The following is a 20460-nucleotide window of genomic DNA, read 5'->3' as shown; positions in this document are numbered from 1 at the left end:
TCCTGATTAGGCTGGTTTTAGGCAAAGCGACGCCAACGCCGGACCGCGTGGTCCAACGTCCCCTGGGGGCGTTTTTCGCTTGATTTACTGCGTTGTGCGCAATGGCTGGCAGATACCTACAGCGTGCACGCCATCCATGCGGTTACTGTGGAACTGAACGCTGTCGAAATGAGGATCCAGTGTTAACGTACAGTTTGAACAACGTCAAGACTTTGACATTGAAATTCATATGACCGCGCAGTGCGTCACAAAAACGACGTGTAATTGCGTGAGTTTGTTAGATACATGTGAGCAATCGCCATAACGCGTTTTCACGTTGTAACGCGATGTAACTCATTGGCACCGATCATGTTGTCGGGCATACAAAAGAAAACCGCCGGACATGCCGGCGGCTTCTTCACGCGATATTCACTGCCTCGATTTTGAGGCGGTGCGCAGTATTAGCCGCACCATACTCTTGCGTTGCGGAACATCCGCAGCCACGGTGAATCACCGTTCCAATCTTCCGGATGCCAGCTGTGGTTGATCGCACGCGGGGTGCGCTCCGGGTGCGGCATCATGATCGTGGTACGGCCATCGGTGGTGGTCAGGCCGGTGATGCCGTCGGGCGAGCCGTTCGGATTCAGCGGGTACTGGGTGGCCACATTGCCGTCGCCATCGATGTAACGCAGCGACACGCGCGCCGCTGCCTGATCGACCGCATTGGTGAACACCGCCTGGCCCTCGCCATGCGCCACCGCGACCGGCAGGCGCGAGCCGGCCATGCCGCGCAGCAGGATCGACGGCGATTCCACCACTTCCAGCAATGCGGTGCGCGCTTCGAACTGCTCGCTGCGGTTGCGGCGGAACTGCGGCCAGTGCTCGGCACCGGGGATGATGTCCTTGAGCTGGCTCATCATCTGGCAGCCGTTGCACACGCCCAGCGCGAAGCTGTCCTCACGGGCGAAGAACGCGGCGAAGGCATCGCGCAGCGCACTGCGCTCCAGCACCGAGGTCGCCCAGCCGCGGCCGGCACCGAGCACGTCGCCGTAGCTGAAGCCGCCACAGGCAACCAGGCCGGTGAAATCGGACAGCGCGACACGGCCTTCGATGAGGTCGCTCATATGCACATCGAACGAACTGAAGCCGGCACGTTCGAAGACGTTGGCCATTTCGATCTGGCCATTGACGCCCTGCTCGCGCAGCACCGCCACGCGCGGGCGCGCGCCGGTGTTGATGAAGGGCATCGCCACGTCTTCGTTGAGATCGAAGGTCAGCTTGGGCTTCAGGCCCGGCGCGTTGAAGTTGCGCGCGATGGCACGCTCCTGGTCGGCGTTGTCCGGGTTGTCGCGCAGCTTCTGCATGGCGTGAGTGACCGACCACCAGGCGTCGAACAGCGCCTCCCAGCGCCACTCCACCAGGCTCTCGCCCTGCAGCGAGACGCGCACCACCGGTGCGGTGGTCGGGCGGGCGATGCGCTGCGCGCATTCGGTCAGTGCATGACGCTCGACCAGATCGGCAAACGCGGCGCGGTCTTCCTTGGCGATCTGCACCACCGCACCCAGCTCTTCATTGAACAGGCTGCGGAACGGATCATCGCCCCAGGCATCCAGGGTGATGTCCAGGCCCAGGCGCGAGGCAAAGGCCATTTCGCACAGCGCGGCAAACGCGCCGCCATCGCTGCGGTCGTGGTACGCCAGCAGCAGGCCGGCCTGGCGCGCATCGCGGATCAGTTCGAAGAAGGCGCGCAGGCGCTGTGCGTCGTCCAGATCCGGCACGGCACCGGCAAAGGCCGGCAGTGCGGAATGGTCGGCGTGCACCTGGGCCAGGATCGAGCCGCCCAGGCGCTGCTTGCCGGCGCCCAGGCCGATCAGCCACAGCTCGCTGTCGGCGTCACGGTCGAGCAGCGGGGTCAGCTGGCCGGTGGCATCGGCAACCGGCGCGAACGCCGAGATCACCAGCGACACCGGCGACACCGACTTGTGCGCCTGGCCGTCGGCCTGCCACTGCGCCTGCATGGACAACGAGTCCTTGCCGACCGGAATGCTCAGGTCCAGCTGCGGGCACAGCTCCATGCCGACCGCACGCACCGCGTCATACAGCAGCGCGTCTTCACCGTGATGGCCGGCCGCAGCCATCCAGTTGGCCGACAGCTTCACCGTTTCCAGTGCATCGACCGGGGCCGCGCACAGGTTGGTGATCGCTTCACCGACGGCCATGCGCGCCGAGGCGGCCGCATCCAGCAGGGCCAGCGGGGTGCGCTCGCCGATCGCCATCGCTTCACCGGCCACGGTGTCGAAACCGGCCAGCGTAATGGCGACGTTGGCCAGCGGCAGCTGCCACGGACCAACCATCTGCTCGCGTGCGGTCAGGCCACCGACGCTGCGGTCACCGATGGTGACCAGGAAGTTCTTCGAGGCCACCGAAGGATGCGCCAGCACGCGCAGACCCGCTTCATGCAGGTCCAGCCCGGCCGTCTTCAGCGCCGGCCAGCGCGGCGCCGCCGGGTGCACGGTGTCGCGGTGCATCTTCGGCGCCTTGCCGAACAGCACGTCCATCGGCAGGTCGATCGGGGCATCGGCCGGGGTGTTGCCCACGGTCGCGCCATAGGCCACCACCAGCCGCTCTTCTGCGGTGGCGACACCGACCGCGGCGAACGGGCAGCGCTCGCGTGCGCACAGCGCGGCGAACTCGGCCAGGCGCGCCTGCGGCACACCGAGCACATAGCGTTCCTGCGATTCGTTGCACCACAACTGCATCGGCGACAGTGACGGGTCATCGGTGGGCACCTTGCCCAGATCGATCACACCGCCCACGCCGGAGTCGTGCAGCAATTCCGGAATCGCGTTGGACAGGCCACCCGCGCCGACGTCATGGAACCAGCGGATCGGGTTGTCCAAGCCGAGGGCGACGCAGCGGTCGATCACTTCCTGGCAGCGACGCTCCATTTCCGGGTTGTCGCGCTGCACGCTGGCGAAATCGAGGTCTTCAGCGCTTTCACCGGAGGCCACCGAACTGGCGGCGCCGCCGCCCAGACCGATCAGCATCGCCGGGCCGCCGAGCACGATCACCGCATCGCCAGGCTGCAGGCGCAGCTTCTCGACCTGGTTCTGGTCGATCGCGCCGAGGCCACCGGCCAGCATGATCGGCTTATCGTACGCGCGGGTCAGGCCCTCGCCTTCAGGCAGTTCGAAGCTGCGGAAGTAGCCCAGCAGATTCGGGCGGCCGAATTCATTATTGAACGCAGCGCCGCCGAGCGGGCCGTCCAGCATGATGTCCAGCGCCGGGGCCATGCGCGGGTTCAGCGCGCGCGGCGCTTCCCACGGCTGCGGCAGGGTCGGGATGCGCAGGTGCGAGACCGAGAACCCGGTCAGGCCAGCCTTGGGCTTGCCGCCGCGGCCGGTCGCGCCTTCATCGCGGATTTCGCCGCCCGCACCGGTGGCCGCGCCCGGGAACGGGGCGATCGCGGTCGGGTGGTTGTGCGTTTCCACCTTGATGCAGAACGCCGAATCGACCACGGCTTCGCTGCGGTACTGACCGGTGGCCGGGTCCGGGCGATAGCGCGCGGCCGGGAAACCGGCGACCACGGCGGCGTTGTCGCTGTACGCGCTCAACGTGTGCTGCGGGGTCTGCTGGTGGGTGTTCTTGATCATCCGGAACAGCGAGTGCGACTGGTCGGCACCGTCGATGGTCCAGCTGGCATTGAAGATCTTGTGGCGGCAGTGCTCGGAGTTGGCCTGGGCGAACATCATCAGTTCCACGTCCGACGGCTTGCGGCCCAGTTCGCCGAAGCGCTGGCGCAGGTAGTCGATCTCGTCCTGGGCCATGGCCAGGCCGAGGCGGCTGTTGGCTGCCTCCAGGTCATCCAGGGCGATCCGTTCCAGCTCACCGCGGGCCGGGGCACTGAACAGCGCCTGCGCCTGGGCAGTCTCGGCCAGCACGGACTGGGTCATCGGGTCGTGCAGGGCGCGGATCACCGCCTCCTGCGCAGCCGCGTCGGCCGGCCAGCCGGCCAGATCGATGCGCAGGCCGCGTTCGACCCGGCGGATCGGCTGCCCGGCGCCCCGGACCAGCTCGGTGGACTTGCTCGACCACGGCGACAGCGTGCCCAACCGCGGCACCACGAAGCGCGACACCGCCCCGTCCTCACGCCCGGCCAGGTCCGGCTGGGCTTCCAGGATCCGGCTCAGGATCGCCGGGTCCGGGGCCGCATCGCCCTCGGTCTGGATGAAGTAGACATGCCAGGCACCGGTGATGCGCAGATCGGCGGCCAGGGACTGCAGGCGGGATTCAAGACGTTCGCGGCGGAACGGCGAAAGGGCGGATGCGCCCTCGAGGACCATCATGTCCGGGGAACCGTGGTTGGGAACGGGGCCCACTATTGTACCCAACTCGGCCGCCGCGGCCCGGCCCGGGGGATCGGCCGCCCAAGCAGGGGGCCAGGGGCGTTCACGCCCGAACCATGCGCTGGTTCACGGATTGCGCCGGAATTACATGACAACGTTATCACCACCTGGCCCAGTGCCCGGTGCTGTCCGTCCCCCATGTCGTTGCCGGCCTCTCTCACCGGCGCCCGGACCTGCTGCACGCATGCCGCCATCCCGGCGGCATGCGCCCACCTGATCGGAGACCGACCATGCCAGACCCGATTGCGCGCCGTGCAGTGACATCGTTTTCCTCCCCCGCCCTCTTGCCGCGCCGACAGCGCTGGCTGCTCGCCTTGGCCCTGGCCGCTGCCGCTGGCACCCCCACGCTGGTGCAGGCCGCGAACTGTACCGGGGTACCCGAATGGAACGGCGCGGCCATCTACCTGGCCGGCCAGACCCTGCAGAAAGGCGGCGTGCTGTACCGCGCCAACCAGGACATCTGGAACGCCCCGCCCGACCACCCGGCCGGTGCGCCCTACTACACCAACCTGGGCGCCTGCGATGGCAGCGGCAGCAACCAGCCGCCCAGCGTCGCACTGACCTCGCCCACGGCCGGGGCCAGCTTCACCGCTGGCAGCAGCATCACCGTCAGCGCCAATGCCAGCGACACCGACGGCAGCATCAGCAAGGTCGAGTTCTTCCGTGGCGGCACCTCGCTGGGCATCGACACCAGCGCGCCTTACAGCGTGGTGTGGAGCAACGCCTCGGCCGGCAGCCACACCTTCAAGGCGGTGGCCACCGACAACAACAACGCGGTGACCTCCTCGGCCACGGTCAGCGTGACCGTTACCGCGGCCAGCAACGACACCACCCCGCCCAGCGTGCCGGGTGGGCTGGCCTCACCTTCCAGGACCGCCACCACGGTGAACCTGGCCTGGAACGCCGCCACCGACAACAGCGGCGGCAGCGGCGTGGCCGGCTACGACGTGTACCGCAACGGCAGTCTGGTCGGCTCACCCAGTGCCACCCAGTACACCGATGGCGGCCTCACCGCGAGCACGGCCTACACCTACACCGTGCGCGCGCGCGACAACGCCGGCAACGCCTCGGCGCAGAGCGGCTCGATCAGCGTGACCACGGCCGCCGGCGGCGGCGGCGGCGGCAACAAACGCGTGATCGGCTACTTCACCCAATGGGGCATCTACGGCCGCAATTACCAGGTCAAGAACATCGACACCAGCGGCTCGGCCGCCAAGCTGACGCACATCAACTATGCCTTCGGCAATGTGCGCAACAACCGCTGCGAAGTGGGCGTGACCCAGGCCTCCGACCCGAACACCGGCGTGGGCGGTGATGCGTATGCCGACTATGGCAAATCCTTCGCTGCCGGCGACAGCGTCAGTGGCACGGGCGACACGTGGGACCAGCCGCTGCGCGGCAACTGGAACCAGCTCAAGCAGCTCAAGGCCAAGCACCCGAACATCAAGGTGCTGATCTCGCTCGGCGGCTGGACCTGGTCGCGCGGCTTCTCCAGCGCGGCGCAGCCGGCCAACCGGCAGGCGTTCGTGGCCTCGTGCATCGATGCCTACATCAAGGGCAACCTGCCGGTCGCCGACGGTGCGGGCGGCGCAGGTGCCGCGCTCGGCGTGTTCGATGGCATCGACATCGACTGGGAGTACCCGGTGGCCTGCGGGCTGAGCTGCGGCACGCCGGCGGACAACGCCAACTTCACCGCGCTGCTGGCCGAGTTCCGCCGCCAGCTCGATGCGGTGCGGCCGGGCCTGCTGCTGACGGTCGCCGTGGGCGCAGGCGTGGACAAGATCCGCGTGACCGATCCGGCCAGCTACCACCCGTACCTGGATTTCATCAACGTGATGACCTACGACTTCCACGGCGCGTGGGATCCGCAGACCAACCATCACTCGGCGCTATTCGATTCACCGGCCGATCCCTCCACCGGTGACCAGAAGTTCTACAACAGCAATGATGCGATGGAGGCCTTCCTCAGCCGCGGGGTGCCGGCCAGCAAATTGAACCTCGGCATCGGCTACTACGGGCGCGGCTGGACCGGTGTGGCCAGCGGCAACAACGGCCTCTACAAGAGCGCCAGCGGGGCTGCACCGGGCACCTACGAAGCCGGCATCGAAGACTGGAAGGTGCTGAAGAACCTCAACTGGCCGGTCTACACCGACAACGTCGCCAAGGCCACGTGGATCTCCAACGGCACCACGTTCTGGACTCTGGACACGCCGGCGATGGTTACCGAGAAGATGGGCTATGTGAAAACACAGGGCCTGGGCGGTGCGTTCTTCTGGGAGTTCAGTGGCGATGATGCGCAGGGCACCCTGACCAAGGCGATCAGCGACGGCTTGAAGTGATGCCGTGGCGCGGGACGCGGCCCCGCTGATCGAGCAGGGCGCTCCCGCCGAGTGAAAAAAACGCCCCGGCCTGGCCGGGGCGTTCTGTTTCAGCGGCTACCGCCTGCCGAGACGCGCTCCAGCGCCGCCTTGAGCTGGGCCGGCGGCAGGTAGCCACCGAGCTGGGTGCCGTCGGCGGCGAAGATCGCCGGCGTGCCGTTGACGCCCATCTGCTGGCCAAGCTTGTACTGCATGGCCACCGGATTGGTGCAGTTCTTCGGGGTAACCGCCTTGCCGGTCTTGGCCGCGGTCAAGGCCTGCTTGCGATCGGCCGCGCACCAGACCGAGATCATGTCGGTGTAGTCCTGGCTGCCCAGGCCCATGCGCGGAAACGCGAGGTATTCCACGGTGATGCCGTTGCGGTTGAGCTCGGCGATGTCCTGGTGCAGCTTGCGGCAGTAACCGCACTCGATGTCGGTGAAGACGCTGACGGTGTACTTCGCATTCGGCGCAGCGAACACGATGCGCTCGTTGTGCGGCACGCCATCGAGCAGCTTGCGGCGGTAGCTGAGCAGGCCCTGGCTGCTCACCGGCGCCTTGTTCTGGATGTCGTACGGCTGGGACTGCATCAGGTAACGGCCGTCATCGGAGACGTACAGCACCTGGCCGCCGACCAGCACCTCGCGGAAACCGGCAAACGGCGCGGCCCCGATGAAATCGGGCTTGAAGGTCGGATCCAGCTGCTGCAGCGCGGTGCGCACGCGCTGGTCGGCATCACCGGCAGCGGCCGGGGCCGGGGCCGGGGCGGCGGCAGTGGAGTTGGCCGCCGGGGCGGACGGTTGCTGCGCGCAGGCAGTCAGGCTGAGCGCGCCGAAGAGCGCCGCAATGGCAACACGGAGCATCGAGCATTCCGGTGTAAGAGGTCAGGCTGGATTCTCGCACAGCTGCCTGCTCACGCAGCTGGACCGCAGTGGAACGGTGACGCGCGGCCCGGTTCTGCCCGCCCCCTCAGCCGCGCGGGTGGTGCTTGGCGTGCAGTTTCTGCAGGTGTTCGCGGGCGACCAGCGTGTAGATCTGGGTGGTGGACAGCGAACTGTGGCCCAGCAGCATCTGCAGCGCGCGCAGGTCGGCGCCGCGGTTGAGCAGATGGGTGGCAAAGCTGTGGCGCAGGCCGTGCGGGCTGATCCTGACCGGATCGATCCCGGCCAGGACCGCGTATTTTTTCACCAGTCCCCAGAACTGCTGGCGGCTGAGCGGGTGCAGCGAGGGCTCCAGGAACATCGGCACGGCGCCATCCTGCGGCGTCGGCACGTTGCGCTTGCCGGTGAGCTGCGGCCGCGACTCCCCCAGATAACGCTCAAGCCAGTGCTGGGATTCTTCCCCAAGCGGTACCAGCCGCTCCTTGCTGCCCTTGCCGGTCACGCGCAGCACGCCCTGGCGCAGGTTGACGGCATTGGCTGGCAGGTTGACCAGTTCACTCACGCGCAGGCCCGCGGCATACATCAGCTCCAGCATGGCGCGGTCGCGCAGCCCGAGCGGCGTCTCGATGTCAGGGCTGGCCAGCAGGGCGTCGATCTGGCTTTCGGCCAGCGCCTTGGGCAGCAGCCGCGGCAGCTTGGGCGGGTCCAGCAGCGCACTGGGGTCATCTGTGCGCTCGCCGCGGCGCACGGCATCGGCGAAGAAGGCACGCAGGGCGGAGAGCAGGCGGGCGTTGCTGCGTGGCGACCAGCCATGGCGCGAGCGCCAGGCGAGGTAATCGAAGAGCGCGGCGCGGTCGAGCCCGGCCAAGCCCCCCGTGGCGCCATCACGCCAGCGCGCCAGACCTTCGAGATCGCGCCGGTAGCTGTCCAGGCTGGCCCGGGCCAGGCCGTGTTCGGCCCAGGCGGTGTCGAGGAAGCGCTGGATGCGGACGTTGTCGTCGTCGCGCAGCGCGGGCAGGTGCTGGACAAGCTGGCGGCGCAGGGCGGGGGTGGTGGCGTCGGACATGTGGACAGCATACGGAGCGGAACACGCGTGGGCCATCGAACGCGGGCGGCGGGCCGGGTATGCTCCGGAACATGACCGATACCGCGCTGTCGTCCCCTGCTGCTGATCGCCCTGCATCGTTGCTGCTGTGGCGGTTGTTGTCGCTGTTGTACGACCTCTTCCCGGCGCTGGCGTTGTGGATGCTGCTCGGTGCGGTGTTCGTGGCGATCTACACGTTGAGCGGCCATGCGGAGCGCGAGAACATCGCACCGTTCAGTGCATGGCAGTGGGCGTTGTGGGCGTGCTGCTGGGTGGTGACGGGGCTGTACGCGACGATGAGCTGGCGTCGTGGTGGGCAGACGCTGGGGATGCGGCCGTGGCGGTTGCGGGTGGTGTCGTTGGACGGCACGGTGCCGACGCGCGGGCAGTTGTGGCGGCGCTATGCGGTGGGGTCGCTGTCGGTGTTGGCGGCCGGGCTGGGGTTCTGGTGGGCGCTGGTGGATCGGCAGCGGCTGACCTGGCATGACCGGGCCAGCGGGACACGGGTTGTGCGGTTGCCGAAGCGTTGAAGGCAACTGCCAACCGCAATGCGCAAAACGCAAAACGCAAAACGGCAGCGTCTCTGTTTTCTCTGTGTTTGCGGAGAGGCGCAACCCATTTCTGGACCCGCCGCAAGTACGTCCCTGTAGGCTCGTAGTGCGCCATCCATGGCGCACTACGGTCCTGAAATGGGCTGCGCCTCTCCGCATTGACAGATCACGTAATGCGGTTGGTAGAAGCGGAATTACTGCGTGCCTGAGGTATCGCGCTGAACACCGAGTGTCGCGATCAAGATGCCTCAAGGAGCGCAACCTTCATCGCGAAGTCGAACGTTGGCTCAATCGATAAATTCATTCGCCGCTCTGCCGCTCTGCCGCTCGACCAACAGGATTCGACACGAGCAAAGGCGCCTGCGCATTCCATCAGAACGGGTAGAGCCGGGCCATGCCCGGCTGCTCTCCCCTCCCCACCAGCACACGATCGGAGGCGCGGCGGGATTACCAGGCCGGGACCGTGTGCTGCCATGGATGGCAGCACACGAGCCTACAGGGACGTACTTGCGGCGGGTCCCGGAATGGTGAGCCCGTCGCGCCTAGCCTGAGAGAACATGGTGGCCGCTTTGGCTTTGGTCTTTGGCTCTTGCAGCGTTTGACATCTTCCGCTCGAGCGGAAAAATCAGCCCGACTTTCGCCGGAACAACAACCCGGATACCACCATCATCACGATCGGTGGCAACGCATACGCAATCCGATAATCGAACTTCAACGCACCCGCCATCCGGCCGAAGAACAACTGCAGCAACCAGAAGCCCAGCGCGAACAGAATGCCCAGGAACAAGCGCTTGCCCATGCCGCCACTGCGCAGCGAACCGAACGCGAACGGCACCGCCGCCAGGCACAGCGCCAGCACATTGATCGGATAGAACCAGCGGCTCCAGTACACATCCTCGTAATCGCGCGCGTCCAGCCCATTGCGCTTGCGGTACTCGATGCTGGTGCGCAGATCCATCGCCGTCAGATTGCGTGGCTTGGAAATGCCGCTGGCCAGCGCCGCCGCATCCAGGCGTGAATCCCACGGCTCGGACTCAGCCGTCTCGCGCGTTGCCGAACGCTCACCGAAGGTGTCGCGGCGGACCTTGTTCAGGACCCAGCCGTCGGCGCCATGCTCGGCGGTGGTGGCATAGGTGAGCGATGCCAGGCGACCGTCGTCGGCGATCTTGTACAGGCGCACATCGTGCAGGATCAGGCGCGTACCGCCGCCGGCCTGCAGCTGCTCGTCGCCGCTCTGGGCGTTGAGGAAGGTATCGCCTTCGCGCGCCCATACACCGGAGTAGCGGGCCGCGCTCAGGCTGCTGCCCCACTTGGCGCTGATCTTGATGTCGTCGGCCTTGCTCTGGCCCCACGGGCCCAGCGTTTCGCCGCTGAACACCATCACCGCGGTCATCAGCGACAGCGCGATCGCCACCGAGACACTCAGCCGCTTGCGCGACAGGCCCAGCGCGCGCAGGGCGGTGAGCTCGGAGGTGGCGGCCAGCTGGCCCAGGCCCATCAGCGCGCCGATCACGGCCGCGGTCGGGAAGAAGGTATAGGCACGGCGCGGCACGGTGTACAGCACCCAGGCGGCGGCGTGACCAAGGGTGTAGCTGCCCTTGCCCACGTCCTTGAACTCACCGGAGAAGGCCATCACCACGTCCAGGCCGACCAGCACTGCCCAGGTCAGCAGGACGGTGCCGAACACGGCACGGCCCAGGTATAGATCAAACCGCATGGGGCGCAACACGTTCATGCGGTCCTCCGGGGACGCGACAGTTTGCCGTCGCGGAAGTACATCCACAGGGCGAGGGCCAGCAACGGCAAGGTCAGCCACCACAGGCCCGCCACGGCGGGGATCTTGCCATCGGCGATCCAGCGGGTGCCGATGAACATCAGGTTCATGCCCACCATGTAGGCCAGGAAGGCCAGCATCATCCGGCCGTAGCGCTGCTGGCGCGGCGAGCTGCGGGCCAACGGCAGGGTCATCAGGGCGAAAGCCAGCGCGATCAGCGGCGGGGCGATGCGCGAGTGCAGCTGAGCCTGGGCTTCAGGGCGTTCATCGCCGAACAGCTGGGTGGTGCGCAGCAGTTCGGGATCGTCGTCCTTGCGGGTCTCGGCACCGTCGGGCATGGCCACGTCGTTGCGGGCGAAGGTCATCAGCTTGTAGTCCAGCGCGCCATTGGCCGGGCCTTCGACCTGGTGGCCGTCGTCCAGTTCCAGGTAGCGCTGCTTGGCACCCTCGAAGTACATCCGGCCGTGATCGGCGGAGATCACCTCAAGGCGGTCCTCCTTCTGGCGCTGCAGGAAGACCTTGCCCAGCTGGGTGCCGTCGGGGGAGACCGAGGACAGGTAGACCACGCCGCCATTGGGCAGGGAGGTGAACTTGCCCGCTTCCAGGCCGGCCATGACCACGCTGCGGTTGGCCTCGTCGATCATCGTCTCGCCGGTGCGGTCGGCCCAGGGGCCCAGCCACAGCGAGCACAGGGCGATCAGCCCGACCACCGGCAACACCAGCATCAGCAGCGGGCGCAGCAGGCGCTTGGGACCGACGCCGATGGCGGTGATGACCGCCATTTCCGAATCCCGGTAGAGCCGGGCCGTGGCCAGCAGCAGGCCCAGCATCAGCGCCAGCGGCAGGATCAGCGGCATATAGACGATGAACTGCAGGCCCAGCTGGGAGAACAGCAGGCGGGCAGGCAGGCGGCCGTCGGCGATGTTGCCGAGGATGTCCACCAGGACACCACCGACGCTCACCACCAGCAACACGATCAGGGTGGCCAGGAAACTCTGGACGAAATCACGCAGGAGATAGCGATCGAGCTTCGACATGGGGCGGTGGTTTAAACTCTCGGATTCGTTCGCGGTGCTGCCCAGTCTACTGACGGGACGTAAACAGCTCGCGATTGTACGGATTTGCCAACGGAATCTGATCAATGGCCCTGGAATTCACCCTGAACCACGCAGCGCCGGCCTCGGCCGAGTGCGATTGCGTCATCGTCGGCGCCTACGCCGACCAGACCCTGAGCCCGGCGGCACAGGCCCTGGACACCGCATCCGGTGGCCGCCTGTCGGCCCTGGTCGCCCGCGGCGACGTGGGCGGCAAGACCGGCAACACCACCCTCCTGCACGATCTGCCCGGCGTCAGCGCCGCACGCGTGCTGGTGGTCGGGCTGGGTGAGCCGGCCAAATTCGGCGTGCCGCAGTACCTCAAGGCGGTCGGCGATGCCAGCCGCGCCCTGAAGAGCGGGGTCAACCACCACGCGCTGCTGACCCTGACCGAGATCGAGGTCAAGGGCCGCGATGCCGCCTGGAACATCCGCCAGGCCATCATCACCGCCGACCACGCCGCCTACCGCTACAGCGCCACGCTGGGCAAGAAGAAGGCCGACGAGCCCGGCCTGACCACGCTGGCCATCGCCGGCACGGACACCGCAGCCCTGGCCCAGGGCCAGGCCATCGCCGCCGGCGTGCAGTACGCCCGCGAGCTGGGCAACCTGCCGCCGAATGTCTGCACCCCGGCCTACCTGGCCGAATCCTCGGTCGCGTTCGCCCAGGCCCATGAAGGCGCCGAAGCGGAGATCCTGGACGAGCACCAGATGGAAGCGCTGGGCATGGGCTCGCTGCTGGCCGTGGCCCGTGGTTCGGCCAACCGCCCGCACCTGGTCGTGCTGAAGTGGAACAACGGTGGCGACGCCAAGCCCTACGTGCTGGTCGGCAAGGGCATCACCTTCGATACCGGTGGCGTCAACCTGAAGACCCAGGGCGGCATCGAGGAAATGAAGTACGACATGTGCGGTGGCGCCAACGTCATCGGCACCTTCGTCGCGGCCGTCACGGCCAAGCTGCCGCTGAACCTGGTGGTGGTGGTGCCGGCGGTGGAGAACGCCATCGACGGCAATGCCTACCGCCCCTCGGACGTGATCACCTCGATGTCGGGCAAGACCATCGAAGTGGGCAACACCGACGCCGAAGGCCGCCTGATCCTGTGCGACGCCCTGACCTACGCGCAGCGCTTCGAGCCGGCCGCGCTGATCGACGTGGCCACCCTGACCGGCGCCTGCCTGGTTGCCCTGGGCCACCAGACCGCCGGCCTGATGACCAAGCATGACGACCTGGCCAACGAACTGCTGGCCGCCGGCGAGCACGTGTTCGACCGCGCCTGGCGCCTGCCGCTGTGGGACGAGTACCAGCCGATGCTGGATTCCAGCTTCGCTGACATCTACAACATCGGCGGCCGCTGGGCTGGCGCGATCACCGCCGGCTGCTTCCTGTCGCGCTTCGCCGAAGGCCAGCGCTGGGCCCACCTGGACATCGCCGGCGTGGCCAGCGATGAAGGCAAGCGTGGCATGGCCACCGGTCGCCCGGTTGGCCTGCTGAGCCAGTGGCTGCTGGACCAGGTCGCCCGCGCCTGATGTCCTGCCCGATCGCGGCCGCCCATCGGTGGCCGCGATCCCGCCCGGCCTGGCGCCGGGTTCTCCCTCCGCTCCAGGCCCTGCCATGTCCCGTGCTGATTTCTACCTGATCGCCAAGCCCCGCTTCCTGACCGAGCCGTTGCGGCTGGTCTGTGAACTGGCCCGCAAGGCCAACGACGCCGGGCTGTTCACCCTGGTGCTGGCGCGCGACCAGGCCCAGGCCGAAGAGCTGGACGAACTGCTGTGGGCGTTCGACAACGATGCCTATATCCCGCACCAGATCGCCGGCGAAGACATGGACGAGGAAGAGGCGCTGGTGCTGATCGCCGTCCCCGGTACCGAGGCCCCGGCCCGGCCGCTGGTGATCAACCTGCGTGACGACCCCTACCTGGCCGCCTGCGACCGCGTGCTGGAAGTGGTCCCGGCCGACCCGGAAGCGCGCGAACCGCTGCGCGAGCGCTGGCGCCAGTACAAGGCGCTGGGCTTTGACCTGAACAAGTACGACATGTAACCCGCGCGGCGCCCGTCCGGTCGCCGCCGCCCCCGGAGACCCTTGATGCGCCTGCTGATCGCCCTGATCTTTCCCTGGTTCGCCTTCTTCACCATCGGCCGCCCGATCGCAGGCATCCTCTGCCTGATCCTGCAGATCACGCTGATCGGCTGGCTGCCCGCCGCGATCTGGGCCGCCTACGCGGTCTCACAGTTCCATACCGACCAGAAGATCCGTCGCGCCTTAGGGCGCTGAGCTTCCGGCACCCCCACCTTCCGTATTCGATCCTGGTTCCCGCATGACCCAACTCGCCTCCAGCTACGACCCCAAAACCTTTGAAACCGCGTTGTACGACGCGTGGGAGAAGGCCGGCCATTTCAAGCCGTCCGGCAAGGGCGAGCCGTACACCATCCTGCTGCCGCCGCCGAACGTGACCGGCACGCTGCACATGGGCCATGCCTTCCAGCAGACCCTGATGGATGCGCTGGTGCGCTACCACCGCATGCGCGGCTACGACACGTTGTGGCAGGTGGGCACCGACCACGCCGGCATCGCCACCGAGATGGTGGTGTCGCGCAACCTGGCGCTGGCCGGCCAGGGCGAGACCCGCGATTCGCTGGGCCGCGACGGCTTCATCGAAAAGGTGTGGGAGTGGAAGGCGCAGTCCGGTGACACCATCGAGCGCCAGATGCGCCGCCTGGGCACCTCCAGCGACTGGTCGCGCAGCACCTTCACCATGGACCCGCAGCCGTCCGAAGCGGTGATCGAGGCCTTCGTGCGCTGGCACGAGCAGGGCCTGATCTACCGTGGCCAGCGCCTGGTCAACTGGGATCCGGTGCTCAAGACCGCCATCTCCGATCTGGAAGTGGAGAGCGTGGAGGAAGACGGCTTCCTGTGGTCGATCAGCTACCCGCTGGCCGATGGCAGCGGCACCCTGACCGTGGCCACCACGCGCCCGGAAACCATGCTGGGCGACACCGCGGTGATGGTGCACCCGGACGATGAGCGCTACGCGCACCTGATCGGCAAAATGGTGAAACTGCCGCTGACCGATCGCGAGATTCCGGTGATCGCCGATGATTACGTCGACCGCGAGTTCGGTACCGGCGTGGTCAAGGTCACCCCGGCACACGATTTCAACGATTACCAGGTCGGCCTGCGCCACAGCCTGCCGATGATCAACCTGTTCACCCCGGAGGCGGCGATCAACGACAACGCCCCGGAGAAGTACCGCGGGCTGGACCGTTACGAAGCACGCAAGGTGATCCTGGCCGAGCTGGAAGACCTGGGCATCCTGGTGGAGACCAAGGCACACAAGCTGCAGGTGCCGCGTGGTGATCGCACCCAGCAGGTGATCGAGCCGTACCTGACCGACCAGTGGTTCGTGAAGATGGACGTGCTGGCCAAGCGCGGCCTGGAGCTGGTCGAGAACGGCAGCATCCAGTTCGTCCCGGCCAACTGGATCAACACCTACCGCCACTGGATGGAGAACATCCAGGACTGGTGCATCAGCCGCCAGCTGTGGTGGGGCCACCGCATTCCGGCGTGGTTCGACGCTGCAGGCAACTGCTATGTCGGCCGCGACGAAGCCGAAGCGCGCGCGAAGAACAACCTCGCCGCCGACCTCCCCCTGCACCAGGACAGCGACGTGCTGGAGACCTGGTTCTCCTCGCAGCTGTGGCCGTTCTCCACGCTGGGCTGGCCGAACGAGCAGGCCATGCAAGCGCGCGGTTTCGAGCGCTACCTGCCGTCGGCGGTGCTGGTCACCGGCTTTGACATCATCTTCTTCTGGGTGGCCCGCATGATCATGGCCACCGACAGCTTCACCGGGAAGATTCCGTTCAAGGACATCTACATGACCGGCCTGATCCGCGATGCGCAGGGTCAGAAGATGTCCAAGTCCAAGGGCAACGTGCTCGACCCGCTGGACATCATCGACGGCATTTCGCTGGAGGACCTGGTCGCCAAGCGCACCACCGGCCTGATGAAGCCCAAGGATGCGCCGAAGATCGAGAAGGCGACCCGCCGCGAATTCCCCGAGGGCATCATCGCCCACGGTGCCGATGCGCTGCGCTTCACCATCGCCGCGCTGGCCACCCATGGCCGCGATATCAAGTTCGACATGAACCGCGCCGAGGGCTACAAGAACTTCTGCAACAAGCTGTGGAACGCCAGCCGCTTCACCCTGATGAACACCGAGGGTGGCAGCTTCACCGGCGTGCCGCAGCCGCGGACCGATGCCGAGCGCTGGATCCTCGCGCGCCTGGCGGCGGTCTCGGCCGAAGCGCAGACGCATTACGCCAACTACCGCTTCGACCTGCTGGCACAGTGCCTGTACGAGTTCGCCTGGAACGAGTTCTGCGATTGGTTCCTGGAACTGACCAAGCCGGCCCTCAACGGGGCCGACGCCGAGGATGCCAACAGCACCCGTCACACCCTGCTGTACGTGCTGGAAGCGCTGCTGCGCCTGCTGCATCCGCTGACCCCGTTCGTCACCGAGCAGCTGTGGCGCCAGGTCGCCCCGCGCCTGGGCATCACCGAGGACACCATCTCGCTGCGGCCGTACCCGACCGCCGAGGAGTTCGCCGGTGATTTCGCCCGCGCCGAGGCCGACGTGGAATGGCTGAAGTCGATGGTCAACGCCCTGCGCCGCGTGCGCAGCGAGTTGAATGTGCCGCCGTCCAAGCTGGTGCCGCTGCTGCTGCAGGGCGGCACCGACGACGACCGCGCACGCATGACCCGCTTCACCTCCTCGCTGTCGTTCCTGCTCAAGCTGGAGCGCATCGAGTGGCTGGCCAACGGCAGCGACACGCCCCCGGCGGCCGCCGCGATCGTGGGCGATCTCACCCTGCTGGTGCCGCTGGAGGGCCTGGTCGATCTGGGCGCCGAGCGCGCGCGCCTGGACAAGGAAATCGCCCGGGTGGAATCGGAGAAGGAAAAGAGCGAGACCAAGCTGGCCAAGTTCACCGACAAGGTGCCGGCGGCGGTGGTCGAGCAGGAGCGTGTGCGCCTGGTCGAGTGGACCGCACAGCTGGATGGCCTGCGTTCGCAGCGCGCGAAGCTGTAAGCGCCCGGGTAGAGCCACGCCATGCGTGGCTCTACCCAGTCCATAGTGCATGCAGGGCCCGCCCGAGCGGTTTCGGGCGCGATGTCCGCGCATCTGCGGCATGATGCGGGTTCGCCCATGGAATGAATGACCGCCGACACGATGTCGCTGTCCATCTTCTGCATCGTGCTGTTCGCCGCCCTGCTGCATGCCAGCTGGAACGCGATCGTCAAACGTGGCACCGACAAGCTGATGACCACGCTGCTGGTCACCGGCTCGGCGGCGGTGATCGCCGCGATCGGCCTGCCGTTCCTGCCCGCCCCCGCGCCGCAGAGCTGGCCGTGGCTGGCGACCTCCACGCTCCTCCAGGTCGGGTATTACCTGCTGGTCGCCCGCACCTACCAGCTGACGGACATGAGCGCGTCCTACCCGCTGATGCGCGGCTGCGCGCCGATCCTGGTCGCGCTGGTCAGCACACTGTTCCTCGGCGAGCGCCTGACCTGGATCGCCTGGAGCGGGATCGCGCTGATCTGCCTGGGCATCCTGTGCATGACCCGCGGCACCTCACGCCAGCACCTGTGGCTGCCCCTGCTCAATGCCGGCGTCATCGCCACCTATACGCTGGTCGATGGCTGGGGCGCACGCCACTCGGGCGCCGCGGTGAGCTACACGCTGTGGCTGTTCCTCCTCTCCGGGCTGCCCCTGCCGCTGTGGGCGCTATGTACCCGGGCCGGCGCGCTGCGTGATTACGCGCGCCGCAACTGGCGCTACGGCATCATCGGTGGTGTCGGCACGCTGGTCTCATATGGGCTGGCGCTGTGGGCCATGACGGTCGCGCCGATCGCGATGATCTCCGCACTGCGCGAAACCTCGATCCTGTTCGGGATCCTGATCTCGGCCTGGCTGCTGCGCGAACGCGTGACCGGCCAGCGCTGGATCGCCGCCGGCCTGATCTTGCTCGGCGCGGTGCTGCTGCGGATGGCGTAGTGCCACCCCACGCCGTCAGAGCGGCGGCATCACCTGGATATCGTCGTCGACCAGTTCGATCGCCATCACCAGCGCATCCTCGCGCCCCTCGCGAGCCGGGTAATAACGCGGCCGGCGACCGATCTCGTTGAATCCTTCGCTATGGTAAAGCGCCACCGCTGGGGTATTGGACGGCCGCACTTCCAGGAACACGCGGTGCGCACCGTGGTCACGCGCCAGCTTTACCAGCGCGCGCAGCAGATGACGACCGTGACCGCGCGACTGGCACAGCGGGTCCACGCAGATATTGAGGATATGGGCTTCATCGGCGGCGATGCTGAGCAGGCCGTAGCCCATCAGCAGGCCGTCCTCTTCCATCGCCAGGCCGGGATAACCGGCCCGCAGGCAATCCTGGAAGATGCCGCGGGTCCACGGATACGGATAACCACGCACTTCGATCGCCATCACCGCATTGAGGTCGCTTTCGCGCAGCGCGCGCAGCGACAACGGCCGCGGCGAGCTCACCGCGCTCACGGGCGGCCCCGTTTGCGCAGGGCGCGCAGCTGCGGCCACAACGCACGCTTGGCGGCCGCGCTGCTGCGCAGTTCATCCAAGTTCCAGCTGGCCATCAAGGCCTGGGTATCCGGCTCGGCCGGGTTGCAGCCGGAGGCGCGCAGCAGGGCGATCTGCAGGCGATCGGGCATCCGTACCGCCGCGCGGCGCCCGCCACTGGCGCGTGCCGGCGTGGCCGCCGACGGACGGGCCGGTGCCTGTTCTTCCACCGTGCGCGGGGCGCTGCGCCGTGCCGCTGACGGCTCATCCGCCGGCGCTGGCGGGCGCGAGGGGCGCGCAGGCGCCGGCGGCTCGGCAACCGGGGCCACACGCAGCTCGACCTCCGGCGCCACCGACGCTTCCGGCGCGACACTGCCATCGACGAATACCGTGTAGCCCATGGCCTGCAGCCAGGACTGCTGCGCCGGCGACCACAATGGCGGCAGCGCCTGGCCGCTCACGCGTTCGGCTCGACCGTCTTGCGGGTACGCTGCCACACCCAGTAGCACGGGCCGGACAGGGCATACACCACGCCCACCGCGAACAGCACGCGCGGCAGATCGATGACCATGATCGCGATGGCGATCGGTACCAGGGCCAGCGCCAGGAACGGCACGCGGTCCGCGCGCGGTCCCTTCTCGCCACTGCCCTTGAAGCTCCAGAAGCGGATCCGGCTGACCATCAGCAGGGCCGACACCAGGGTCACGCCCAGGGCGACATAGCGCAGCTGGTTGCCGTCCCAGCCCAGGTTGCCATCGGCAAAGGCCCAGACGAAGGACATCATCAGGCCGGCCGCGGCCGGGCTGGCCAGGCCGATGAACCAGCGCTTGTCGACCACGGTGACCTGGGTATTGAAGCGGGCAAGGCGCAATGCAGCGCAGGCGGCATACAGGAAGGCGACCGCCCAGCCGACGCGGCCGAGCACCGGGTCGTCGAACTTCAGCCAGGACAGCGACCAGTGGTACATCACCAGGGCCGGGGCCATGCCGAAGCTGACCAGATCGGCCAGCGAGTCGTACTGCACGCCGAATTCGCTGCTGGTCCCGGTCAGCCGGGCCACGCGGCCGTCCAGGCCATCCATGACCGCCGCGACGAACACGGCGATGGCGGCGTTGACGAAGTCGCCGTTGGCCGCGGCGATGATCGCGTAGAAGCCGGCGAACAGGCCTGCGGTAGTGAACAGGTTGGGCAGCAGGTAAATGCTGCGCGAGCGCGGCGGGGGTTTCAGTTGATCCATGCGGCCAGTTTAGCTTGCCAGCACCGGCCCGGGGTGCTGCAATCGCGGTTCTGCCCCGTTCCCGGAGTTGCCATGCGTGCCCTGTCCCGTCTGAGCGCCCTGCTGCTGCTCGCCAGCGCCGCGGCCAGCGCTGGCAACGTCTACAAGTGGAAAGACGCCAACGGCGTCACCCAGTATTCGGAGAAGCCGCCGACCGGGCAGAAATACGAGGCCCGCCAGGTCGAGAACCGGGACCCGGCCCCGCGCGCGACGGCGGCCGCCCCGGCCGAGAACAGCGCCTGCACCACCGCCCGCGGCAATCTGGCCCTGCTCGACGGGCCCGGCAAGGTTCTGCAGGACACCGATGGCGATGGCAAGCCCGATACCGCCCTGACCGATGAGCAGCGCAGCGCGCAGAAGACCCTCGCCGAGACCGCCATCCAGGCCTACTGCACGCCCAAGGCCTGAGCCGCCGGCCCCTGCGAGGGGCCAAAACCACCGCCAGCACCCATCGCGGCGGCCGGACTGGCAGAATATC

At 67.4% G+C, this 20460-nt stretch carries 16 protein-coding genes; 8 read left to right on the top strand and 8 right to left on the bottom strand.

Translation table 11 applies throughout. From position 1 onward, the window contains the following. Positions 1-440 precede the first annotated feature (440 nt). Positions 441-4325 (bottom strand): phosphoribosylformylglycinamidine synthase, encoded by a 3885-nt coding sequence (gene purL, locus ACTT2I_RS01095; RefSeq protein ID WP_421100222.1) that lies wholly within the window; start codon positions 4323-4325, stop codon positions 441-443. Between the two features lie 290 nt (positions 4326-4615). On the opposite strand from purL, the gene ACTT2I_RS01090 reads away from it, so the two are divergent. Beyond that, positions 4616-6724: a glycosyl hydrolase family 18 protein gene (locus ACTT2I_RS01090; RefSeq protein WP_421100223.1), complete on the top strand. Its 2109-nt coding sequence runs from the start codon at positions 4616-4618 to the stop codon at positions 6722-6724. 89 nt (positions 6725-6813) lie between these two features. Here the strand turns inward: ACTT2I_RS01090 and ACTT2I_RS01085 are convergent, their stop codons facing one another. Beyond that, positions 6814-7605 carry a thioredoxin fold domain-containing protein gene (locus tag ACTT2I_RS01085; protein WP_421100224.1) on the bottom strand — a complete coding sequence of 264 codons (792 nt, stop codon included), beginning with the start codon at positions 7603-7605 and terminating at the stop codon, positions 6814-6816. A gap of 106 nt (positions 7606-7711) precedes the next feature. Continuing rightward, complete coding sequence (gene xerD / locus ACTT2I_RS01080) at positions 7712-8689, bottom strand: site-specific tyrosine recombinase XerD (protein ID WP_088433913.1); 978 nt, start codon at positions 8687-8689, stop codon at positions 7712-7714. A 59-nt stretch (positions 8690-8748) separates the two neighbouring features. Here xerD and ACTT2I_RS01075 point away from each other — a divergent pair, with 59 nt between their 5' ends. Next, a complete protein-coding gene (locus ACTT2I_RS01075) occupies positions 8749-9237 on the top strand; it encodes an RDD family protein (RefSeq protein ID WP_088433912.1) in 489 nt (162 codons plus the stop codon). A gap of 646 nt (positions 9238-9883) precedes the next feature. On the opposite strand, the gene lptG is transcribed toward ACTT2I_RS01075, so the two are convergent. Further along, entirely contained in the window at positions 9884-10993 is a 1110-nt protein-coding gene (gene lptG, locus ACTT2I_RS01070) for an LPS export ABC transporter permease LptG (protein WP_019182553.1), read from the bottom strand. Further along, entirely contained in the window at positions 10990-12069 is a 1080-nt protein-coding gene (gene lptF / locus ACTT2I_RS01065) for an LPS export ABC transporter permease LptF (protein ID WP_286915902.1), read from the bottom strand. Before lptF ends, lptG begins: the two co-directional genes overlap by 4 nt. 104 nt (positions 12070-12173) lie before the next feature. On the opposite strand from lptF, the gene ACTT2I_RS01060 reads away from it, so the two are divergent. From ACTT2I_RS01060 to ACTT2I_RS01040, 5 genes are all read left to right on the top strand, one after another. After that, positions 12174-13652 carry a leucyl aminopeptidase gene (locus ACTT2I_RS01060; protein WP_088432080.1) on the top strand — a complete coding sequence of 493 codons (1479 nt, stop codon included), beginning with the start codon at positions 12174-12176 and terminating at the stop codon, positions 13650-13652. An 85-nt stretch (positions 13653-13737) separates the two neighbouring features. Further along, positions 13738-14163, top strand: a complete 426-nt coding sequence (locus ACTT2I_RS01055) for a DNA polymerase III subunit chi (RefSeq protein ID WP_019182556.1) — start codon at positions 13738-13740, stop codon at positions 14161-14163. A gap of 45 nt (positions 14164-14208) precedes the next feature. Further along, complete coding sequence (locus ACTT2I_RS01050; RefSeq protein ID WP_088432079.1) at positions 14209-14397, top strand: YqaE/Pmp3 family membrane protein; 189 nt, start codon at positions 14209-14211, stop codon at positions 14395-14397. Between the two features lie 43 nt (positions 14398-14440). Further along, on the top strand, positions 14441-17209 hold the full coding sequence (locus ACTT2I_RS01045) for a valine--tRNA ligase (RefSeq protein ID WP_421100225.1): 2769 nt from the start codon (positions 14441-14443) through the stop codon (positions 17207-17209). A 141-nt stretch (positions 17210-17350) separates the two neighbouring features. Continuing rightward, positions 17351-18175, top strand: coding sequence for a DMT family transporter (locus ACTT2I_RS01040; RefSeq protein WP_421100298.1), 825 nt, complete (start codon positions 17351-17353; stop codon positions 18173-18175). 15 nt (positions 18176-18190) lie between these two features. Here the strand turns inward: ACTT2I_RS01040 and rimI are convergent, their stop codons facing one another. Genes rimI through pssA form a run of 3 tightly spaced genes read right to left on the bottom strand, consistent with a single transcriptional unit; the run spans position 18191 to position 19943 of the window. Then, on the bottom strand, positions 18191-18688 hold the full coding sequence (gene rimI / locus ACTT2I_RS01035) for a ribosomal protein S18-alanine N-acetyltransferase (protein ID WP_070426579.1): 498 nt from the start codon (positions 18686-18688) through the stop codon (positions 18191-18193). Next, positions 18685-19167, bottom strand: coding sequence for a hypothetical protein (locus tag ACTT2I_RS01030; RefSeq protein ID WP_421100226.1), 483 nt, complete (start codon positions 19165-19167; stop codon positions 18685-18687). Before ACTT2I_RS01030 ends, rimI begins: the two co-directional genes overlap by 4 nt. Next, positions 19164-19943, bottom strand: coding sequence for a CDP-diacylglycerol--serine O-phosphatidyltransferase (pssA, locus tag ACTT2I_RS01025; RefSeq protein ID WP_088432076.1), 780 nt, complete (start codon positions 19941-19943; stop codon positions 19164-19166). Before pssA ends, ACTT2I_RS01030 begins: the two co-directional genes overlap by 4 nt. Positions 19944-20015: 72 nt before the next feature. Here pssA and ACTT2I_RS01020 point away from each other — a divergent pair, with 72 nt between their 5' ends. Beyond that, positions 20016-20390 (top strand): DUF4124 domain-containing protein, encoded by a 375-nt coding sequence (locus ACTT2I_RS01020; protein ID WP_293984638.1) that lies wholly within the window; start codon positions 20016-20018, stop codon positions 20388-20390. Positions 20391-20460 lie beyond the last annotated feature (70 nt).

This window comes from Stenotrophomonas sp. PUT21, from assembly GCF_052232875.1.
Lineage (GTDB): Bacteria > Pseudomonadota > Gammaproteobacteria > Xanthomonadales > Xanthomonadaceae > Stenotrophomonas > Stenotrophomonas maltophilia_N.
The sequence above is the reverse complement of the archived record's forward strand: the minus strand, read 5'-3'. Positions and strand labels throughout refer to the sequence as shown.

What these genes read in the sequence shown, in the direction of transcription:
- lptF (WP_286915902.1), bottom strand. Translation starts at nt 12,069, where the DNA reads ATGTCGAAGCTCGATCGCTATCTCCTGCGTGATTTCGTCCAGAGTTTC.
- ACTT2I_RS01090 (WP_421100223.1), top strand. Translation starts at nt 4,616, where the DNA reads ATGCCAGACCCGATTGCGCGCCGTGCAGTGACATCGTTTTCCTCCCCC.
- ACTT2I_RS01055 (WP_019182556.1), top strand. Translation starts at nt 13,738, where the DNA reads ATGTCCCGTGCTGATTTCTACCTGATCGCCAAGCCCCGCTTCCTGACC.
- ACTT2I_RS01045 (WP_421100225.1), top strand. Translation starts at nt 14,441, where the DNA reads ATGACCCAACTCGCCTCCAGCTACGACCCCAAAACCTTTGAAACCGCG.
- xerD (WP_088433913.1), bottom strand. Translation starts at nt 8,689, where the DNA reads ATGTCCGACGCCACCACCCCCGCCCTGCGCCGCCAGCTTGTCCAGCAC.
- pssA (WP_088432076.1), bottom strand. Translation starts at nt 19,943, where the DNA reads ATGGATCAACTGAAACCCCCGCCGCGCTCGCGCAGCATTTACCTGCTG.
- ACTT2I_RS01020 (WP_293984638.1), top strand. Translation starts at nt 20,016, where the DNA reads ATGCGTGCCCTGTCCCGTCTGAGCGCCCTGCTGCTGCTCGCCAGCGCC.
- lptG (WP_019182553.1), bottom strand. Translation starts at nt 10,993, where the DNA reads ATGAACGTGTTGCGCCCCATGCGGTTTGATCTATACCTGGGCCGTGCC.
- ACTT2I_RS01040 (WP_421100298.1), top strand. Translation starts at nt 17,351, where the DNA reads ATGTCGCTGTCCATCTTCTGCATCGTGCTGTTCGCCGCCCTGCTGCAT.
- ACTT2I_RS01060 (WP_088432080.1), top strand. Translation starts at nt 12,174, where the DNA reads ATGGCCCTGGAATTCACCCTGAACCACGCAGCGCCGGCCTCGGCCGAG.
- ACTT2I_RS01050 (WP_088432079.1), top strand. Translation starts at nt 14,209, where the DNA reads ATGCGCCTGCTGATCGCCCTGATCTTTCCCTGGTTCGCCTTCTTCACC.
- ACTT2I_RS01085 (WP_421100224.1), bottom strand. Translation starts at nt 7,605, where the DNA reads ATGCTCCGTGTTGCCATTGCGGCGCTCTTCGGCGCGCTCAGCCTGACT.
- ACTT2I_RS01075 (WP_088433912.1), top strand. Translation starts at nt 8,749, where the DNA reads ATGCTCCGGAACATGACCGATACCGCGCTGTCGTCCCCTGCTGCTGAT.
- purL (WP_421100222.1), bottom strand. Translation starts at nt 4,325, where the DNA reads ATGATGGTCCTCGAGGGCGCATCCGCCCTTTCGCCGTTCCGCCGCGAA.